The organism is Marinococcus halotolerans DSM 16375, assembly GCF_000420725.1.
In the GTDB taxonomy this organism is placed as follows: domain Bacteria; phylum Bacillota; class Bacilli; order Bacillales; family Marinococcaceae; genus Marinococcus; species Marinococcus halotolerans.
Window position 1 is genome coordinate 11,507 of sequence record NZ_ATVM01000023.1, and the last position, 14,708, is coordinate 26,214.

General features: G+C 48.1%; 15 protein-coding genes. 6 read left to right on the forward strand and 9 right to left on the reverse strand.

From position 1 onward, the window contains the following. Positions 1–134: 134 nt before the first annotated feature. From G548_RS0113770 to G548_RS0113795, 3 genes are all read left to right on the forward strand, one after another. The gene (locus G548_RS0113770; protein ID WP_027847428.1) at positions 135–1,202 is read left to right on the forward strand and encodes a WD40/YVTN/BNR-like repeat-containing protein; all 1,068 of its coding nucleotides are present in this window, start codon (positions 135–137) and stop codon (positions 1,200–1,202) included. Positions 1,203–2,014: 812 nt separating this feature from the next. Further along, entirely contained in the window at positions 2,015–2,722 is a 708-nt protein-coding gene (locus G548_RS0113790) for a carbonic anhydrase (RefSeq protein ID WP_156847950.1), read from the forward strand. A 200-nt stretch (positions 2,723–2,922) separates the two neighbouring features. After that, positions 2,923–3,267 carry a YflT domain-containing protein gene (locus G548_RS0113795; RefSeq protein WP_022794742.1) on the forward strand — a complete coding sequence of 115 codons (345 nt, stop codon included), beginning with the start codon at positions 2,923–2,925 and terminating at the stop codon, positions 3,265–3,267. Positions 3,268–3,372: 105 nt separating this feature from the next. Here G548_RS0113795 and G548_RS0113800 read toward each other — a convergent pair whose 3' ends face one another. Continuing rightward, positions 3,373–4,728: a GntP family permease gene (locus tag G548_RS0113800; protein ID WP_022794743.1), complete on the reverse strand. Its 1,356-nt coding sequence runs from the start codon at positions 4,726–4,728 to the stop codon at positions 3,373–3,375. Between the two features lie 563 nt (positions 4,729–5,291). On the opposite strand from G548_RS0113800, the gene G548_RS0113810 reads away from it, so the two are divergent. Next, positions 5,292–6,110, forward strand: coding sequence for an alpha/beta fold hydrolase (locus G548_RS0113810; protein ID WP_022794745.1), 819 nt, complete (start codon positions 5,292–5,294; stop codon positions 6,108–6,110). A gap of 118 nt (positions 6,111–6,228) precedes the next feature. Here G548_RS0113810 and G548_RS0113815 read toward each other — a convergent pair whose 3' ends face one another. The 8 genes from G548_RS0113815 to G548_RS0113850 all read right to left on the reverse strand — a co-directional run bounded on the left by G548_RS0113815 (position 6,229) and on the right by G548_RS0113850 (position 12,513). Beyond that, positions 6,229–6,555 (reverse strand): DUF3243 family protein, encoded by a 327-nt coding sequence (locus G548_RS0113815; protein ID WP_022794746.1) that lies wholly within the window; start codon positions 6,553–6,555, stop codon positions 6,229–6,231. A gap of 270 nt (positions 6,556–6,825) precedes the next feature. Next, a complete protein-coding gene (locus G548_RS0113820) occupies positions 6,826–7,575 on the reverse strand; it encodes an ABC transporter permease (protein WP_022794747.1) in 750 nt (249 codons plus the stop codon). Beyond that, positions 7,572–8,423 (reverse strand): ABC transporter ATP-binding protein, encoded by an 852-nt coding sequence (locus G548_RS0113825; protein ID WP_022794748.1) that lies wholly within the window; start codon positions 8,421–8,423, stop codon positions 7,572–7,574. Before G548_RS0113825 ends, G548_RS0113820 begins: the two co-directional genes overlap by 4 nt. A 178-nt stretch (positions 8,424–8,601) precedes the next feature. Further along, positions 8,602–9,597, reverse strand: a complete 996-nt coding sequence (locus G548_RS0113830) for a LytTR family transcriptional regulator DNA-binding domain-containing protein (RefSeq protein WP_022794749.1) — start codon at positions 9,595–9,597, stop codon at positions 8,602–8,604. 61 nt (positions 9,598–9,658) lie between these two features. Beyond that, the gene (locus G548_RS0113835) at positions 9,659–10,006 is read right to left on the reverse strand and encodes a DUF4260 family protein (protein ID WP_022794750.1); all 348 of its coding nucleotides are present in this window, start codon (positions 10,004–10,006) and stop codon (positions 9,659–9,661) included. A gap of 241 nt (positions 10,007–10,247) precedes the next feature. Further along, a complete protein-coding gene (locus G548_RS0113840) occupies positions 10,248–10,748 on the reverse strand; it encodes an NUDIX hydrolase (RefSeq protein ID WP_022794751.1) in 501 nt (166 codons plus the stop codon). Positions 10,749–10,884: 136 nt separating this feature from the next. Then, entirely contained in the window at positions 10,885–11,442 is a 558-nt protein-coding gene (locus G548_RS0113845) for an NADPH-dependent FMN reductase (protein WP_022794752.1), read from the reverse strand. Between the two features lie 12 nt (positions 11,443–11,454). Further along, positions 11,455–12,513 carry an LLM class flavin-dependent oxidoreductase gene (locus G548_RS0113850; protein ID WP_022794753.1) on the reverse strand — a complete coding sequence of 353 codons (1,059 nt, stop codon included), beginning with the start codon at positions 12,511–12,513 and terminating at the stop codon, positions 11,455–11,457. Positions 12,514–12,848: 335 nt separating this feature from the next. Between G548_RS0113850 and G548_RS0113855 the strand changes: the two genes are divergently transcribed. Both G548_RS0113855 and G548_RS0113860 read left to right on the forward strand, forming a co-directional pair. Next, the gene (locus G548_RS0113855) at positions 12,849–13,289 is read left to right on the forward strand and encodes a universal stress protein (RefSeq protein ID WP_022794754.1); all 441 of its coding nucleotides are present in this window, start codon (positions 12,849–12,851) and stop codon (positions 13,287–13,289) included. 326 nt (positions 13,290–13,615) lie between these two features. Continuing rightward, positions 13,616–14,665 (forward strand): homocysteine S-methyltransferase family protein, encoded by a 1,050-nt coding sequence (locus G548_RS0113860; protein WP_022794755.1) that lies wholly within the window; start codon positions 13,616–13,618, stop codon positions 14,663–14,665. Positions 14,666–14,708: the final 43 nt, after the last annotated feature.

Consider the following 14,708-nt stretch of genomic DNA (forward strand, 5'->3'; position numbering starts at 1 on the left):
TATTTGGGAAAGCCCGCTGAAAATCGCAAATCAGCAGAGCTCTATCGGCACGAAAGGCATTTCTTTAAGAGAAAACGGGAAAAGACCACTACTGGTCATACATATATCGCTATAATTTAGGGAGGGTGAAAAGCATGAGGGTATTATATGCAGGTATGGAAAATGAACTGCTTGTACTCACACAGAACGGCGAAAGGTGGCAGACGAAGACGAAGCTTAAAGGGACCCAGCCTGTCCGGGTGGCGGTGGATCCTTCTGATAATTCCATTGTTTACTGTGCCACGTATGGGCACGGACTGTGGAAAAGCGAGGACGCAGGAGAAAGCTGGCAGGCGACAGGAAAGCCGCAGCTGTATTTTGAACCGGCAGGCGACAACGGTATCCCGTCGCCGTACATTACATTTGTCGGTACACACCCGTTGAAAAAGGGGGAGGAGTCGCATATTGTGTATGCCGGTACCGAGCCTTCGGCGGTGTATTACTCGGAGGACGGAGGAAAGCACTGGCACGAGTGGACCGGTATCCAGCACATGGCCTCCAGACCGGAATGGCAGTTTCCGCCACGTCCCCACACGCATCACGTCCGGTGGATTACGCCGGGCTACGGGAATCCGGATCATGTAGCTGTGTCGATTGAGTACGGGGCCGTGCTTTTTTCAGAGGATCACGGAAGCACATGGCAGGACCGGCCGGAGCACAGCCCGAGAGATGTGCATACCCTTCTGGCTCATCCATCCGCTCCCGGCCGTTTGTACGCAGCCTGCGGGGACGGCTTTATGAAAGCTTCGCATTCGTATGCCCAAAGTGAAGATGACGGACTGCACTGGCATTATAAGAGCGAAGGGCTGGAGAAGCATCCGTACCTTTATAACATGGTGCTGAATGCCGCGGATGCGGACGACCGGTTCGTTTCCGCCTCCAAAGGGCCGCGCGAAGCCCACTCTTCCGGTGCCGCCAGCTCCGCTATTTACCGGAAGCAGGGGGAAGCGCCTTTCCGGGAAATATCCCGGGGGCTTCCGGCAGGCTCCTTTGCCCATGTTTTGACCCAGGACCCGGAGGACACTGGCGTTTTTTACGCGCTCAATAACCACGGGATCTTTTTCCTCCGTACGGACGAAGACATATGGAAGCCTGTTGATATAGCCTGGAAGGATGAGTATAAGCACCAGCACCCGTCGTGCTTTGTGGCGGGCTCACGGTAAGGTAATTGCACACACTCTGAAATATTAGTGATTGAAGGACCGGCATGTTTTACTTGGAAATCAAGCGGGTAAACTTATTATATAACGCAAAAACCACAACAGCCTTCGCTGTTTTAAAAATTAAATGGTCGGCAGAAATGAATGGATATAAAAGCCAGTACATGAGCCGGAAAAAGGACCCCTTTCCTTTTTCTGGCTTTTTTTATTAGAAGCATACTGAAAAGATACTCTTTATGCAGTCTATGTCAAACAGACTGGGGACAGGTATTACGGGGAAAGCCATTCTTTACCGGTTTCTCGCTATGAGGCGTTAAAAAATGATGAGATCAAAGAAAGAGAGGAAATATAAAATGGGATTAGCAGCAGTGATTTTGTACGGCGTGTTTGCCACGCTTCTATTGATTAATCCAGCACAGATTAACAAAACTAAAAGTCAGCAGACGAAATAAACATTAAAAGTCACGGGGAACCATCAGGGCGCACATTGGCCTGGTGGTTTCTTTTTATTTTTATCATAAACGCGCGGACAAAAAGGGGGCAGGAATTAATGAGTACGCTTCTAGGTAACAAACCAGGAGTATCGATGGAGAGTAACAAAAGCCTTCTTACCTCGCGTTTGGCAATGGCTGGAAAAGGAAACATTCAAGGATACAGAGCGGCTGCTTCGAAGCCCGGGCCCATAAGCAGCCAACAATCTGGCAGTTTTTCGCGTTGTACTATAATTTGATAAGGAATGATGCCGTATCGCTGTATCTTTGGTTTATTCGGTCGTGCTGGCCGCCATAAGTACGCTTCCCTCTTTTTCCGCAGAAATGGAAAAACCTCCTTCTTTTGAAAAAAAGTCTGAATGGTCCTACCAGGGCGAAAAGGGACCGGAGCACTGGGGGAGACTGGACGCTGAGTACGCTGCCTGCTCTAATGGAGAAAGCCAATCGCCCGTAAATCTTCGGGAAGCAGAAACAAAACGGGGCAGTGTGGATGTGCAAATGAATTACAGACCAACCAATTTCACCCTTAACAACGACGGGCATACCGTATTGGCAGAACCCGGAAATGCCAACAATACATTAACCTACGAAGGAGAGGAATACACGCTTTCCCAATTTCATTTTCACGCGCCAAGTGAACATTCAATCAACGGGGAATACGAAGACATGGAGCTTCACCTCGTGCATGAAAGTCCGGAAGGAGAAATCGTCGTGACCGCGTTTATGCTTGAGGAAGGAAGCGGCACAACTTTTCCTTCTTCGTTCTGGGACAAGATGCCGCAAAACGAAACAGAAGCCCCGGCTTCTGCCGATAACCGCCTCAATCTGGAGAAACTGCTGCCATTCTCCGAAACGAACTTTCGGTATGAAGGCTCGTTAACGACTCCTCCGTGTACAGAAGGTGTGAACTGGATCGTTTACGAAGAGCCGGTATCTGTTTCAAGTGACCAGCTGGAGGATTTTCAGCAAATATATGACGACAACCACCGGCCGGTACAGCCGCTTAACGAAAGAGAAGTAATAAAAGACTGATGCACGTGATTTCCTGTGCTTTGGGGACCGCAGAAGAAAGTAAGCGGCAAGAGTTTGTACACAGGCGCCGCGGGGTATCATCATCTGTGGAACATTCTTCTGAGGCCACTAGTAGTATGGTGGGAAAGTACCAACGTACGGTGTTATAGAAGAAGTCTAGTATCAGACGAAATTTCGTAAAATACGAGGAGGATTTAATAATGAAGCCGCAGGTACAGGAATACACAAACGAAGACAATATCGAGCAGGATGTGCAGAAGCTTACAGATAACGGCATCAGCCGCAACGATATTTATGTCATGAGTCACGATGATGACCGCACCGACCGGATTGCTGATAAAGCAGACACCAATGAACCTACCGATAAAGAATTCGGCATTGATTCCGAGAATCGTTTCTCAAAAAAAGGAGACGAACTGCGCTTTAAACTCCAGGAGCTCGGATTTACGGAGCAGGAAGCAGATGACATGGAAGACGATCTGGACGAAGGCAAAGTATTGTTGATGGTGCAGGACGATAAAAACCTGAGTGAACTGCTGAAATAGCATCAGGTAAAACAGCCGGAGGCCGGTGGCTCTCCGGCTTTATCTGTACATAAACAAAGACGCTTCCACACGGGAGCGTCTTTGTTTTATCTTTCTGCCCAGCTATTAAACAAAAATCATCCATAAAGTAAACGTGACAAAAATCGCGGTAGCTCCTTGAATGAGCGTTCCTGTAGTCTGTGCCTTATACGCCTGCGTGACTGACATACCGCTGAATTCTTTCACTACCCAGAAATAGCTGTCGTTTACGTGGGAGACGACCATCGCGCCTGCTCCGACAGCCATGACGACCAGGGCAAGCGGCAGTGCTCCCTCGATACCCAATTGACCCAAAAGCGGTGCTACTAACGACGAGGTGATGACGAGCGCCGCGGTGGAAGAACCCTGGGCTGTTTTCAGGGCAGCCGCAATCAGGAAGGGAATGAAGACAAAAATGGCACCGGCGAAGGCTTCATTGGCCGCGATGCCTTCGATGAATTGGGCCACCGGCGTTGTCGTGATGACAGAGCCGAATGCGCCGCCTGCGCCTGTAATCAGCAGAATCGGAGCTGCTTCTTTAATGCCGGTACCTACCCATTCAGTCAAAGTTTCCTCATCGTACTTGGGCAACAGACTAAATGCGGCCAGGAGGCCAATCAGGAGTGCCACTGCCGGGGCGCCGAGGAAAAGGAAAACCTCGAATACCGGCCCCTGCCAACCGGCAAATGTAATAACCGAGCTGAAACCGATAAGAAGAATCGGCACCACTATGGGGGCAAAGGACTTCAAAGCCGAAGGCATCGCACCAAATTCGTTTACGATAGCGTTATAGTCGAAAGAGTGATCATCCTCACCTTCGATATGTATGTTAGTTCCTGCTTTCATCGCCCACAGGTAGCCGGCAATGATAGTTGGGATGGCTACAACAATACCGATTAAAATAATTGTGCCCAGATAGTCTTCTGCTCCAATATTTCCGGCAGCTGCGATTGGCCCGGGCGTTGGAGGGACAAGGGTGTGAGTGGCAAACAGTCCTGTGGATAAGGCGATGGCCATAGAAGCGACCGTGACCTTCGCTCTGCGCGCAAGTGCTTTTTTTAAAGACGATAAAATGACGTAGCCGGAATCGCAAAATACCGGAATACTAACGATGCTTCCGATCACACTCATGGCGAGCTGGGGCCGCCGCTCCCCGACGAGGCGCAAAACAACTTCTGCCATGCGAAGCGCCGCCCCTGATTTTTCCAGAATGACCCCAATAATCGTTCCGAACACGATTACGAGCCCGATCCCGCCCATCAGGTCTCCGAAGCCGCTGTTCACAGCCTCTACTACGTCCGGCAGCGGAAGCCCTGCGGCAATACCTAGGCCAAAGGCAGCGATCAACAGGGACAAAAACGGGTGCAGCTTTAATTTTGCTGTGGCAAAAATAACAAACAGCACCCCCAACACAATTACTACAATCAGACCGAAGCCTTCCATTCGATCACTCCTCTCTAAAAGTACTGTTACTATAGCTGGAAATACATGTACCAATGTTCTTCTATTATAGGGGAAAGAAAACACGTTAAGAAGGAAAAATTTAGTGCAATTGTAGCGCAGTGCGATTATACAGCGGGATAACAAAACATCAGCCCTTCATGGAGGGCTGATAATAAAAACCTTCAAAACAACAACCCCCCTGGCTAAAAATCCGTTTTGACCGCTCTGGCAATCACAAGATAAGCGATCACAAAGCCGGCAATGTCAAAGGCAACAGGAACAGCAGCAAGGGAATAGAGCGTATCGGTATTATTCATTGGAGAAGAAAGAAGGGTAATAACCAGGATAGAAGAAACAATCGTCGCGGGTACGGAATATTTTCTCATTCCAAAAAATAAGGGAATCAGGGCTATTCCGGCCGAACTCAGCGCAGATAGAAGAACACGCCATCCTTTTTCAGTGAACATCTCCAGGGTAAAGGATTGGGGGTTTATCCTGGTTAAGAAATAGTTAAAGAAAAATAAACGCACATTATAAAGGCTGAACAATCGGAGGAGAGAATTATGCCATATTTTGTTTCAGGGAATACATCAATTTACTATGAAACCCGGGGGGAAGGGCCGGTGCTGATATTTGTGTCCCCGCCTGGAATGGGCTGCGCGGCTTTTGAACAGCAGCACTCACTTGCAGAGGAGTTCCAGGTGGTGACATTTGATCCGCGAGGCAACGGCAGAAGCGAGAGGGGGGACATAAGCGAAAGCATCATTGAGCAGTGGCCAGAGGATATATACGCGCTGGTGAGCCATCTAGAGGCAGAACAAGTCATCCTTTGCGGCTATTCGTATGGCGGGTTGCCAAGCCAGTTGTTTGCTTACCGTTACCCGGAAAAGACGGCAGCGCTGGTAATGATCAGCAGTTTTCCAAGGGTACGGACCTGGATGCTGGCAGGGAAATTCCAGCTTGGCATATGGAGTACTTACGAAAACCTTATCGGCACTATTGGCAAAGCGCTTGCTTTTTCTCACACGAGCGACCAGGAACAGCAGAATCGTATTGATTGGAATATCGAAAACAGCAGTCCGGACATTTTGGAGCGTATGTATTTGAATGGACGGCATCATGACAATAGAAACATCTTTCCAGAGATTACGTGCCCAGTGCTGACGATTTTTGGGAGCAACGATGTATTCGTGAAAAGAAACCAGCATGACTTCCAAGAACTTCTTCCCGACATGCGCAATGTTCATATTTATGGCAAAGCCCATCAGCTGCCGACGAGAGCCGCGGATGAAATGAATGCCATAATTCGGAGTTTCGGGATGGAAATCGGCCTTTTAAGAAATAGAAACATTTCCAGTAGTGATTTAGCAGAATCAAGGTAAATTTTAATTTCTTCATTTATGCCGGTATTGAAGCCGGCTTTTTTATGCTTATTGAAAACAACTATTGTTTAGAATATAAAAAAGCAAATGCCCACAGGCACTTGCTTCGTATAAGGAATTATTTTTCTTCATTTGTTTGCTGGGCCAGGCGTACTAACAATCTCGCAAAAGTGTCTTTTTCTTCGTCATTTTCAGTTTCATTCCATAGTTCGTGCAGTACTTTTTCTTCTCTGTTCTTGGGTTCTTCGTGCTTATTCAAATAATCTGAGACTCGTTTGGCTCCCTGGGCTAATCCTTTTTCGCTGAGGTTTAATTTTTCTCCCTTGCGAACCTGGTCACCCAAATAATCTTTAAATGTAGAAAAGTGTTCTAAAATCTCGTTTTTGTCTTCCTGGTCCATTTTTTGAATTTCTTTATCGGCTTTCTTTGGATCTTCGTTGCTCATCTGTAAAGCCTCCTTCAAGTTGGTATGTAAAGGCCTTTCCTTTTATTTGTGGGTAACAAACATTTTTTTGGATAAGCCTGGTCTCATTCCACAGAAAAATCAACAAAACGGTTGTTCCCCCAGCTGCTTAAGGACAATAAAAAGTATTATCGCCCTTAATGTGGATGGAAATAAAAGTATTGGCTCTGATATACAAAAAAGCAGAACGCTGGCGCTCTGCTTTCCGTAAGACGCGTCCATAGAGTGTTCTATGACGTGTCTTTTTGATTATTATTCACTATCTAACCCGTTTTTCTTATAGACGTACATAAATAGGCCTAACGTGAGGACCAGCCAGGCGAAAAGCACACTGGTGTCTGTGAGGTTCCACTGGTACTCCGTGCTCGAGGAGAGCGTTTCCGCCATATTGGCCAGCACCCCGCTATACGTGTAATTTAGTATCTCCGCAAACGTCTCATTGAACGCTTTGAGGACCGGAGTCGAGGTGAACAGAACCAGAATAGGTGTGCTTACGAGCGTGGCCTGTGCCTGGTTTTTAGTGAAAACGCCGATGATGTAGCCGATCACGATACTGATCAACGTGGCGAGGGTCGTAATCACCAGATACGTGAACAGAGGAATATCCCCAAGGGAGACGCCGCTCGCGGGAACGAGCAGAATGTTAGTGGCGACGAGGATCACGAGGATCGGAATCATGCTGCCGATGAAATATTCGGGCCCTCTCACCGAAGACGTCATCAACACGCGCAGCGTGTGTTTTTCTTTTTCTTCCGCGATCGGGGAGCTGCTCATCGAGATACCGGCAATCGCAATGTTAAAAATCAGGCCAAAGCTGAGCAGAAACCCTTCTGTGGAAAATGGCATCGCCGTTTCGCTTGTATCCGCCTGCGGCATGAGATTTCCCATGACAATGACAAAGATGATAGCAAAGACCGGGGTGAAAATGATGCTCATATTGCTTACAATTAGTCGTAATTTCAATTGAAGCACCGCGCTTATTTTCCGAAACGATACACTCACACTAATTCCCTCCCCGTCACTTCCAGAAATATCTGTTCTAAATTCGGTTCATTGGAATGAATCGTTACCACGTCGTCGCTGCTCAGCCAGCGGTTGAGCTTCTGGACCGCTTCGACTGTATGAGGCAGCGTCACTTCCTGGCCGTCCCTCAACAGCACCTGATACCGTTTATCCTTATTGTACTTGAGCGTGAGCGCCTTAGGCGAATCATGCTCGACGATCAGGCCGTCATTCAGAAGGGCCACATGATCACACAGCTTGGTCGCTTCGTTCATATTGTGTGTCGTCAAAAAGATGGCTGTGCCGCTGTCTCTTATTTCCATCAGCAGGGCATGAATATATTCGGTGGTGACCGGATCGAGCCCGCTGGTCGGCTCATCCAAAAAGAGCACCTTCGGCTGATGCAGCATCGCTCTGGTCAGAACGAGGCGCTGTTTCATCCCCTTCGACAGCTTGCTGGCCAGCTTATGTTTCTCCTCGTACAGACCGACCTTTTGAAGGAGGAAATCAATGCGCTTTTTGTCCACCTTCAACAGCTTCGCGAACGCGCTCAAGTTATGATATACGCTCAGCCGCTCATACACCCCGCTGTTATCGGTTACGATCCCGAGCTGCTCATAAATGCTCTCGTCGATGCTTTCCACGGGACGATCCAGCACAAATGCCTGGCCGGAGGTTTGGGCCAGCTGCCCGGTCAAAATTTTAATCGTTGTGGTTTTGCCTGACCCGGACGGACCCAAAAACCCAAAGATTTCGCCTGCACGAACGGAGAAACTGATGTCTTTTAAGGCGGTTTCGCCTTTGAATTTTTTGGATAACTGATTTACCTGGATGAATTCCTGTTTCATCTGCCTTCGCTCCTTCGGTTGTGATTCAAGAGGGCTCTTCGTTCATTGCCCGACTCTTAAGCTCAACTTTACCGGAGTCCGGCAAAAATGTCGTAACTATCCGGTGAACAGTAATGGCCAAACGCTCAAATGTACCAAAAAGAGGCTGAAACCATCTCATTTCAGCCCCAAATGTACGTTAAAATTCCAGTAATGCTTTCATTTCCTCCAGGCGGTTCCGGGAGAGCGGCAGCTTGAGATTGGCGTTTCCTTTTAATACGAGCGTATAGCTGTTTTTGGAATAGCTTACGAGTTCCGACACCCGCTGCAGGTTAACTAAATACGATCGGTGGCAGCGGAAGAAACCAAAATTCGTTAATTTTGCTTCCAATTCATTCATCGTTAAATCGGTAGGGAAATGTTCTTCCCCGATGCGAATCGTGCTGACACTGTTAACGCTTTCGATAAAATCAATCTCATCCGGACTGAAAAAAATGGTTTTGTCCGCCATTCTGCTGGCCACTTTATACACCCTGTTTGGCTTTGGTTCCGGTTCGGCGGTCTCCGGCTGTCCGCCTGTGGAGCTCTCGGCAAGATCCGTCTGCTCCAGGCCGGTGTACCGGTTATAGCGATAAACATCATCGCTTACCAGTAACAGCTCCTCCAAAAACGTGGAGGTGCAGACAACGGCCGTGTTATTTGCGCGAAGGTGATTCAATGCCTGTAAATACAACTCGATCCCTTCGTCGGTCGCGTTGCTTAACGGGCTTTGGATTAAAAGCAGTCTCGGCGAAAACAGGGACATCCGAAACAAGCTGATTCGTTTTTTCTGATCCAGCGACAGGCGGCTGATTTTGGTGTGCCATACGTCAGACAAGGAAAAAACGCCGATAGACCTTTCTAAAGGCTCCTGGAAATCAGCAAGCTTTTTAAAGATGCTCAAATAGCTGGAGACCGTTAGCCCCTCATACAGCGCATCGTCTGTCAATTCCATCACGATGTCACTGGTTTCTTTTTTGAAATGGCCGCTCGTGGGAGCGAGTTCACCGGAGAGGAGCTTAAAAAACACCAGGCTTTCGTGGTGAGTCATTTTAATGCCTATTTGAGATTTCTCTTCGACCATTAACGTCAGGCCTTTTAATATGGTACGGTCGTTCTCCTGCTTCATGACATGTTCGAGCGTTAATAAGGGCAAAAAGGCCACTCGCTTTCGTATGTGATTTAGGGATGCTTTTCTTCGGGAGTGTTAAAAATATCTATAGGTTTTGAATGTGGGTATCCTTAAAGCCGGTAGTATATTTCAGACCGTACCCAAGCATTTGGTCCAGGCCAATATGAATGATCCAGATGAGGCTGATGAGCACCGGCCATTCGAGAGACAGAAGGTAGCCTGAAAGTAAAAGCAACAGGGGAAGGATATACGTATGAGCGGCGTTATAGACATAAGCGCCTGTCCTTGAGTTGACCGCATATCCAATCATGGAGGCGTCGGGCAGAAAAAGCAGCAGCAGGAAGAGAAGCCAGGAGTAGCCATTGGAAAAATACAAAGCAGAACCCAGAACGGCAAACATAAAGCCTTCTGTTTTAATCAGTCTTTGATTCATTCTCCTCGTCTCCTTTTTACTCCTCAAATCGAATGAAGGTAAACCTATCATATAACGAATTGTTCAAACAGCCAATCGGTGAATAACCTGAAATACTAAATACCTATTGAAGGCTGCTAACCATCGCACTTGTGTTAACGCCCGTTTTTTCCTTTCGTTGTTAATATGCTGGCAAGCATAAACAGGGCATTAAAGTCATAGAAATGTGGAAGCGTAGTTTATAAGTTCGGACTTAAAGGCATTAGCTGCCGAGGGGAAGGTGTCCGTGGAGATGGGCCTGAAAAAGCGCAAAGCTTAATTCTCCGTCAGAAAACGTGTTGTTTTTGACTTTATGGATGCATTCGGTGATAGGAAGAGAATAAACCTGAATGTTTTCGTGGTCTTCGAGCTGCTGCTCCTGCTGGAGGTTCACGTCATCGGTAAAGAAAACACGGGTGCGGTCGTTACTTCGCCAGGAGGCCGGAAGCATTGTTCCTAGATAATTCAAGTTTCCACACGTGTATCCTGTTTCTTCAGCCAGCTCTCTCCGGGCGGCTTGCACGAGTGTTTCGCCCGGTTCCGCACCGCCGCCTGGCAGCTGCACAACCACAGCATCGACCGCCGGACGGTATTGTCTGATAAGAAGAAAAGCATCTTCTTTTTTGGCCAGAACGACGACACCGTCCGGTTCGTCCAGCGTAATGTACTTTCTGCCCCGCTGGTCCGAAATGACGTGCTCGCCCTGTTCCTGCTTTTCATTCATGATAGCTGCCTCCATTTATTAGTTAACGGAAAAATCTGGTGTCGTTACACCAATTAAAAATGCGGACGGGGCTGGCCTATTTTTGGGACAGCCCCGTCTGTGTTTTATAATCTTCCGCTTTTCTCATTACAATCTGTTAAAAGTCATATTGGTTTTCCCGTATTTGTTCAAAGGTCTGCGAGAGGACAACGGTATCCTCCGCTAAGCGGTCCAGACGGTCGAGCACATCGGTATTAATAATTTCTTTCTGGTGAAAGTCTTTTTCTTCAATAAATACATACGTTTGCACGATTTGGGCCTTCATATAGGATAAAATCGGCTTCAGCTGCAGGTCTGCAACTAAATAATGCTTAGGCGACCCGGCGGTGACGAGCATACTCACTGTTTTGTCACGAAATGCATCAACCGGCAGCAGATCGAACACGTTCTTTAAAGCTCCTGGAATAGACGCCTGAAAGATTGGCATACCGATAATAACAGCGTCCGCTGCCATCAGCTGCTGGGTGACATAGCCGGTGTCTCCTTCGTAGTCGAGGTAATGACGGCCGTCGCTGAACAGCATCGAGTATTCCGCCAGATCAATCACGTCTGTTTCAATATCCGGATATCTCTCATTAACCTTTTTTATCGCTTCGTTCATGGCCGTTCTCGTTTTGGAACCGACCTGTGAGCCGGACAATCCAATTAGTTTCATTTGTTATTCTCCTTATTTTTGTGCCGTGTATTTTTTAACAACCGGCAGAATGGTATCCCCGATCAGTTCGATATTTTTTCTTATTTTATCCATTGGCATCCCGCCGAAATCAATCTGGGCAATGTAGCGCTGGTGCCCGAATACTTCATGCTGGTGCAGGATTTTTTCAATAATTTCCTGGGGACTGCCCGTATTCATAATATTATGCGGCTCTGCCCCCTGGGCAAACAGCTGCTTCGGGAAGCCTCCACCGTTGGTGCGTTTCATGCCTTCGTTAATGTGGGGATACAGGTCCTTCAGCGCCTGCTGGGTCGTCTCGGCTGCGTAAAAGAAGCCAGCTGTGGCTACCGGCAGCTCCGCCGGATCGTGGCCGCCGGCACGGGCTGCCTCCCTGTACGCATCAACGGTTTGTTTAAAACGGTCCGATGATCCGCCTAAATGAGCCATAAACATAGGAACCCCGGCATAGCCCGCTTTCATCGCGCTGGCCGGCGTTCCGCCGACGGCACGCCAGATGGGAAGCGACCCTTCCGCAGGGCGGGGGAGCACCTTGGCATTCTTTAACGACGCCCGGAACTCTCCTTCCCAATTTATATTTTCCTGTTCATTAATCTGTCGGAGCAGATCAAATTTTTCTTCATACAGGGCCTCATAATCGCGGACATTATAGCCCAGCAGGTCAAACAATCCAATCCGGGAGGCGCGTCCTGCCACAAGCTCGGTGCGTCCTTTGGAAATCAAGTCAATGGTGGCGAAATTCTCGTATACCCGGACAGGATCCGAGGTGCTGATGATCGTGGAAGAGCTGCCGATTTTTATTCGATTTGTTGCCTGGGCAATAGCTGAAAGAACAACCGTGTGGGCCTGGGTGGCGAAATATTCCTGATGGCTTTCCCCGACGCTGAAGAAATCCAGTCCCGCCTGTTCAGCAAGCGTGGCGTATTCAATTAATTCATGAATCCGGTCCTGGGCTGATATTCGCTCTCCCGTATGCGGGTCGGGCAGATGATCTCCCAGGGTATAGATGCCAAATTCCAATCCGTTCTCGGGATGAATGCGATATTGTTTCATAGCGTAAAGGCCACCTTTTTTTATTTTGTCTAATGCTATTATAAATAATACCCAACATATTAGTAAGTACGTACATCAAAGTGGCATAGTATAAAAAAGGGTACCCGGGAGAGATGATTTTCACGGAAAAGACGAGGCTTTCATCAGCAAAGAAAGAAAAACTCCAGCTTTTATAAGGGCGTTTCCTGATAAAAAAGGTTATAGAGTAAAGAAGGGAGGGAATGGTTGATTACCATCTTTACTGCAGGCAATTTTCAGCAGGAAGGAAGGCCTCCTTCATAAGTAGACAGAAAGCGACGAGACCCATGGCCATCCTAAAAACAAGGAGGAGAAATATGGCTCATTATCAACGGATTTTAGTAGGAATTGATGCTGTCGAGATCCCCACCTACACGGTATTCGACGAGGCGAAGAAAATGGCGGCCGACCACGGGGCCACATTAATTATAGCTTTTGTGTTCGATCAAAAGAGGTATGCCACGCTGGAGCGCATGGATCCTAAAGGGATTGAACAGTTGCGGACGAAAGCCGCTCTCTATCTAGAAGCCTGCCAGCAGGCTGCGTGGGCTTACGGAATTGAGAACGTGGAAACGGTTATGGATTCCGGGGCCCCGAAGAAACGATTAGCGATCGATTTAGCCAGCCGCTACCAGGCGGATGCTATTATTATAGGCGAAAGCGGTGGCACGCGTCTCGAACGCCTGGTTTTTGGCCACACGTCTAAAGCTATCCGCCGAAAAGCGAACTGTGATGTGCATGTGGTGCAAAACAGCTGAGGGACGGCTTCTTAGGTGTACGAATAAAGGAAAAGGGCTGATGCGTCTTCCTTTTGCCATTTTGGTTGCCTATATTTGAAAATAATAGAAGAAATTTAATTTCAAATGCTTTTATCCGTCCTTCAAAAACAAACATTTATCAGAAATTATAAAACTTTCGCATATCCGGTTGACATGAAAAATGCGGCCTGCGTATATTAGATACAACTCTTTGGAATAATACGAACGTAGTTTTCGTATTAATGACTGAAAATACAAAAAAAGCGGTTGCCAGAGGGAGAGCAGTAAGGAATATTTAATTAGGTAGAGAAAAGGGTGGAGATTGAATGAAGCGAAGTTTACAGGAGCGTTTAGAGGCAGGGCCGGTTATCGCAGGAGAAGGATATTTATTTGAATTGGAGCGTCGGGGCTATTTACAGGCAGGCACGTTTGTGCCGGAGGTGGCACTGGAAAACCCCGAGGCCTTAAAGCAGACGTACCGGGATTATATGCGTGCCGGTTCGGATGTAATATTGGCGTTCACGTATAACGCCCACCGGGAAAAAATGCGGATTATCGGAAAAGAAGACCTGCTCGAGCCGTTAAACCGGCAGGCTATCCGGCTGGCAAAGGAAGTCGCCCAGGAGCATCCGGAGGAAGAGGCGCTCGTTGCAGGCAATATTTCCAACACAAATATTTTCAATCCGGACGATGAGGATTCCAAAACCGCTGTCCGCCAGATGTTTGCCGAAATGATTGGCTGGTGCAGCGAGGAAGGCGTCGACTACATTAAAGGTGAAACCTTTTATTATCACGAAGAAGCGCTGATTGCCCTCGAGGAAATTCAAAAGCAGGGACTGCCAGCCGTTATTACCCTGGGATTAATGGGCGAAAATATCCTGCGGGACGGCTATGCAGTGGAAGATTCCTGCCGTATTTTATCCGAAAGCGGTGCGTTAGTGGTCGGCATGAACTGCTTCCGCGGACCAAATACGATGCAGCCGTACATGGAGAAAATCCGGGAATCGGTTGATGGATATGTGGCGGCTCTTCCTGTACCTTACCGGACGACAGAAAGCCATCCTACCTTTTTTAATTTACCTGATTCCGGATGCAGCTGCCACACTCCTTTGGAAACAACGTTTCCTACCGCGCTGGAGCCGCTTTACCACAACCGGTATGAGCTGGCGGAGTGGGCGAAGGAAGCGACAGACGGCGGCGTGAATTATATCGGTTTGTGCTGCGGAGCTTCCCCGGCGATGCTGCGGTCAGTAGCTGAAGCCGCTGGCCTGCAGACGTTAAGCTCAGAATACTCCCCGAACATGGAAAAGCACTTCTTGTTCGGCCAGGACGAAACCCTTCAGAAGCACAATACAAGCTACCGCACGAAAGCATAAGTAAGAAAGAAGCTCTCCCGCTGTATAGGCAGGAGAGCTTCTT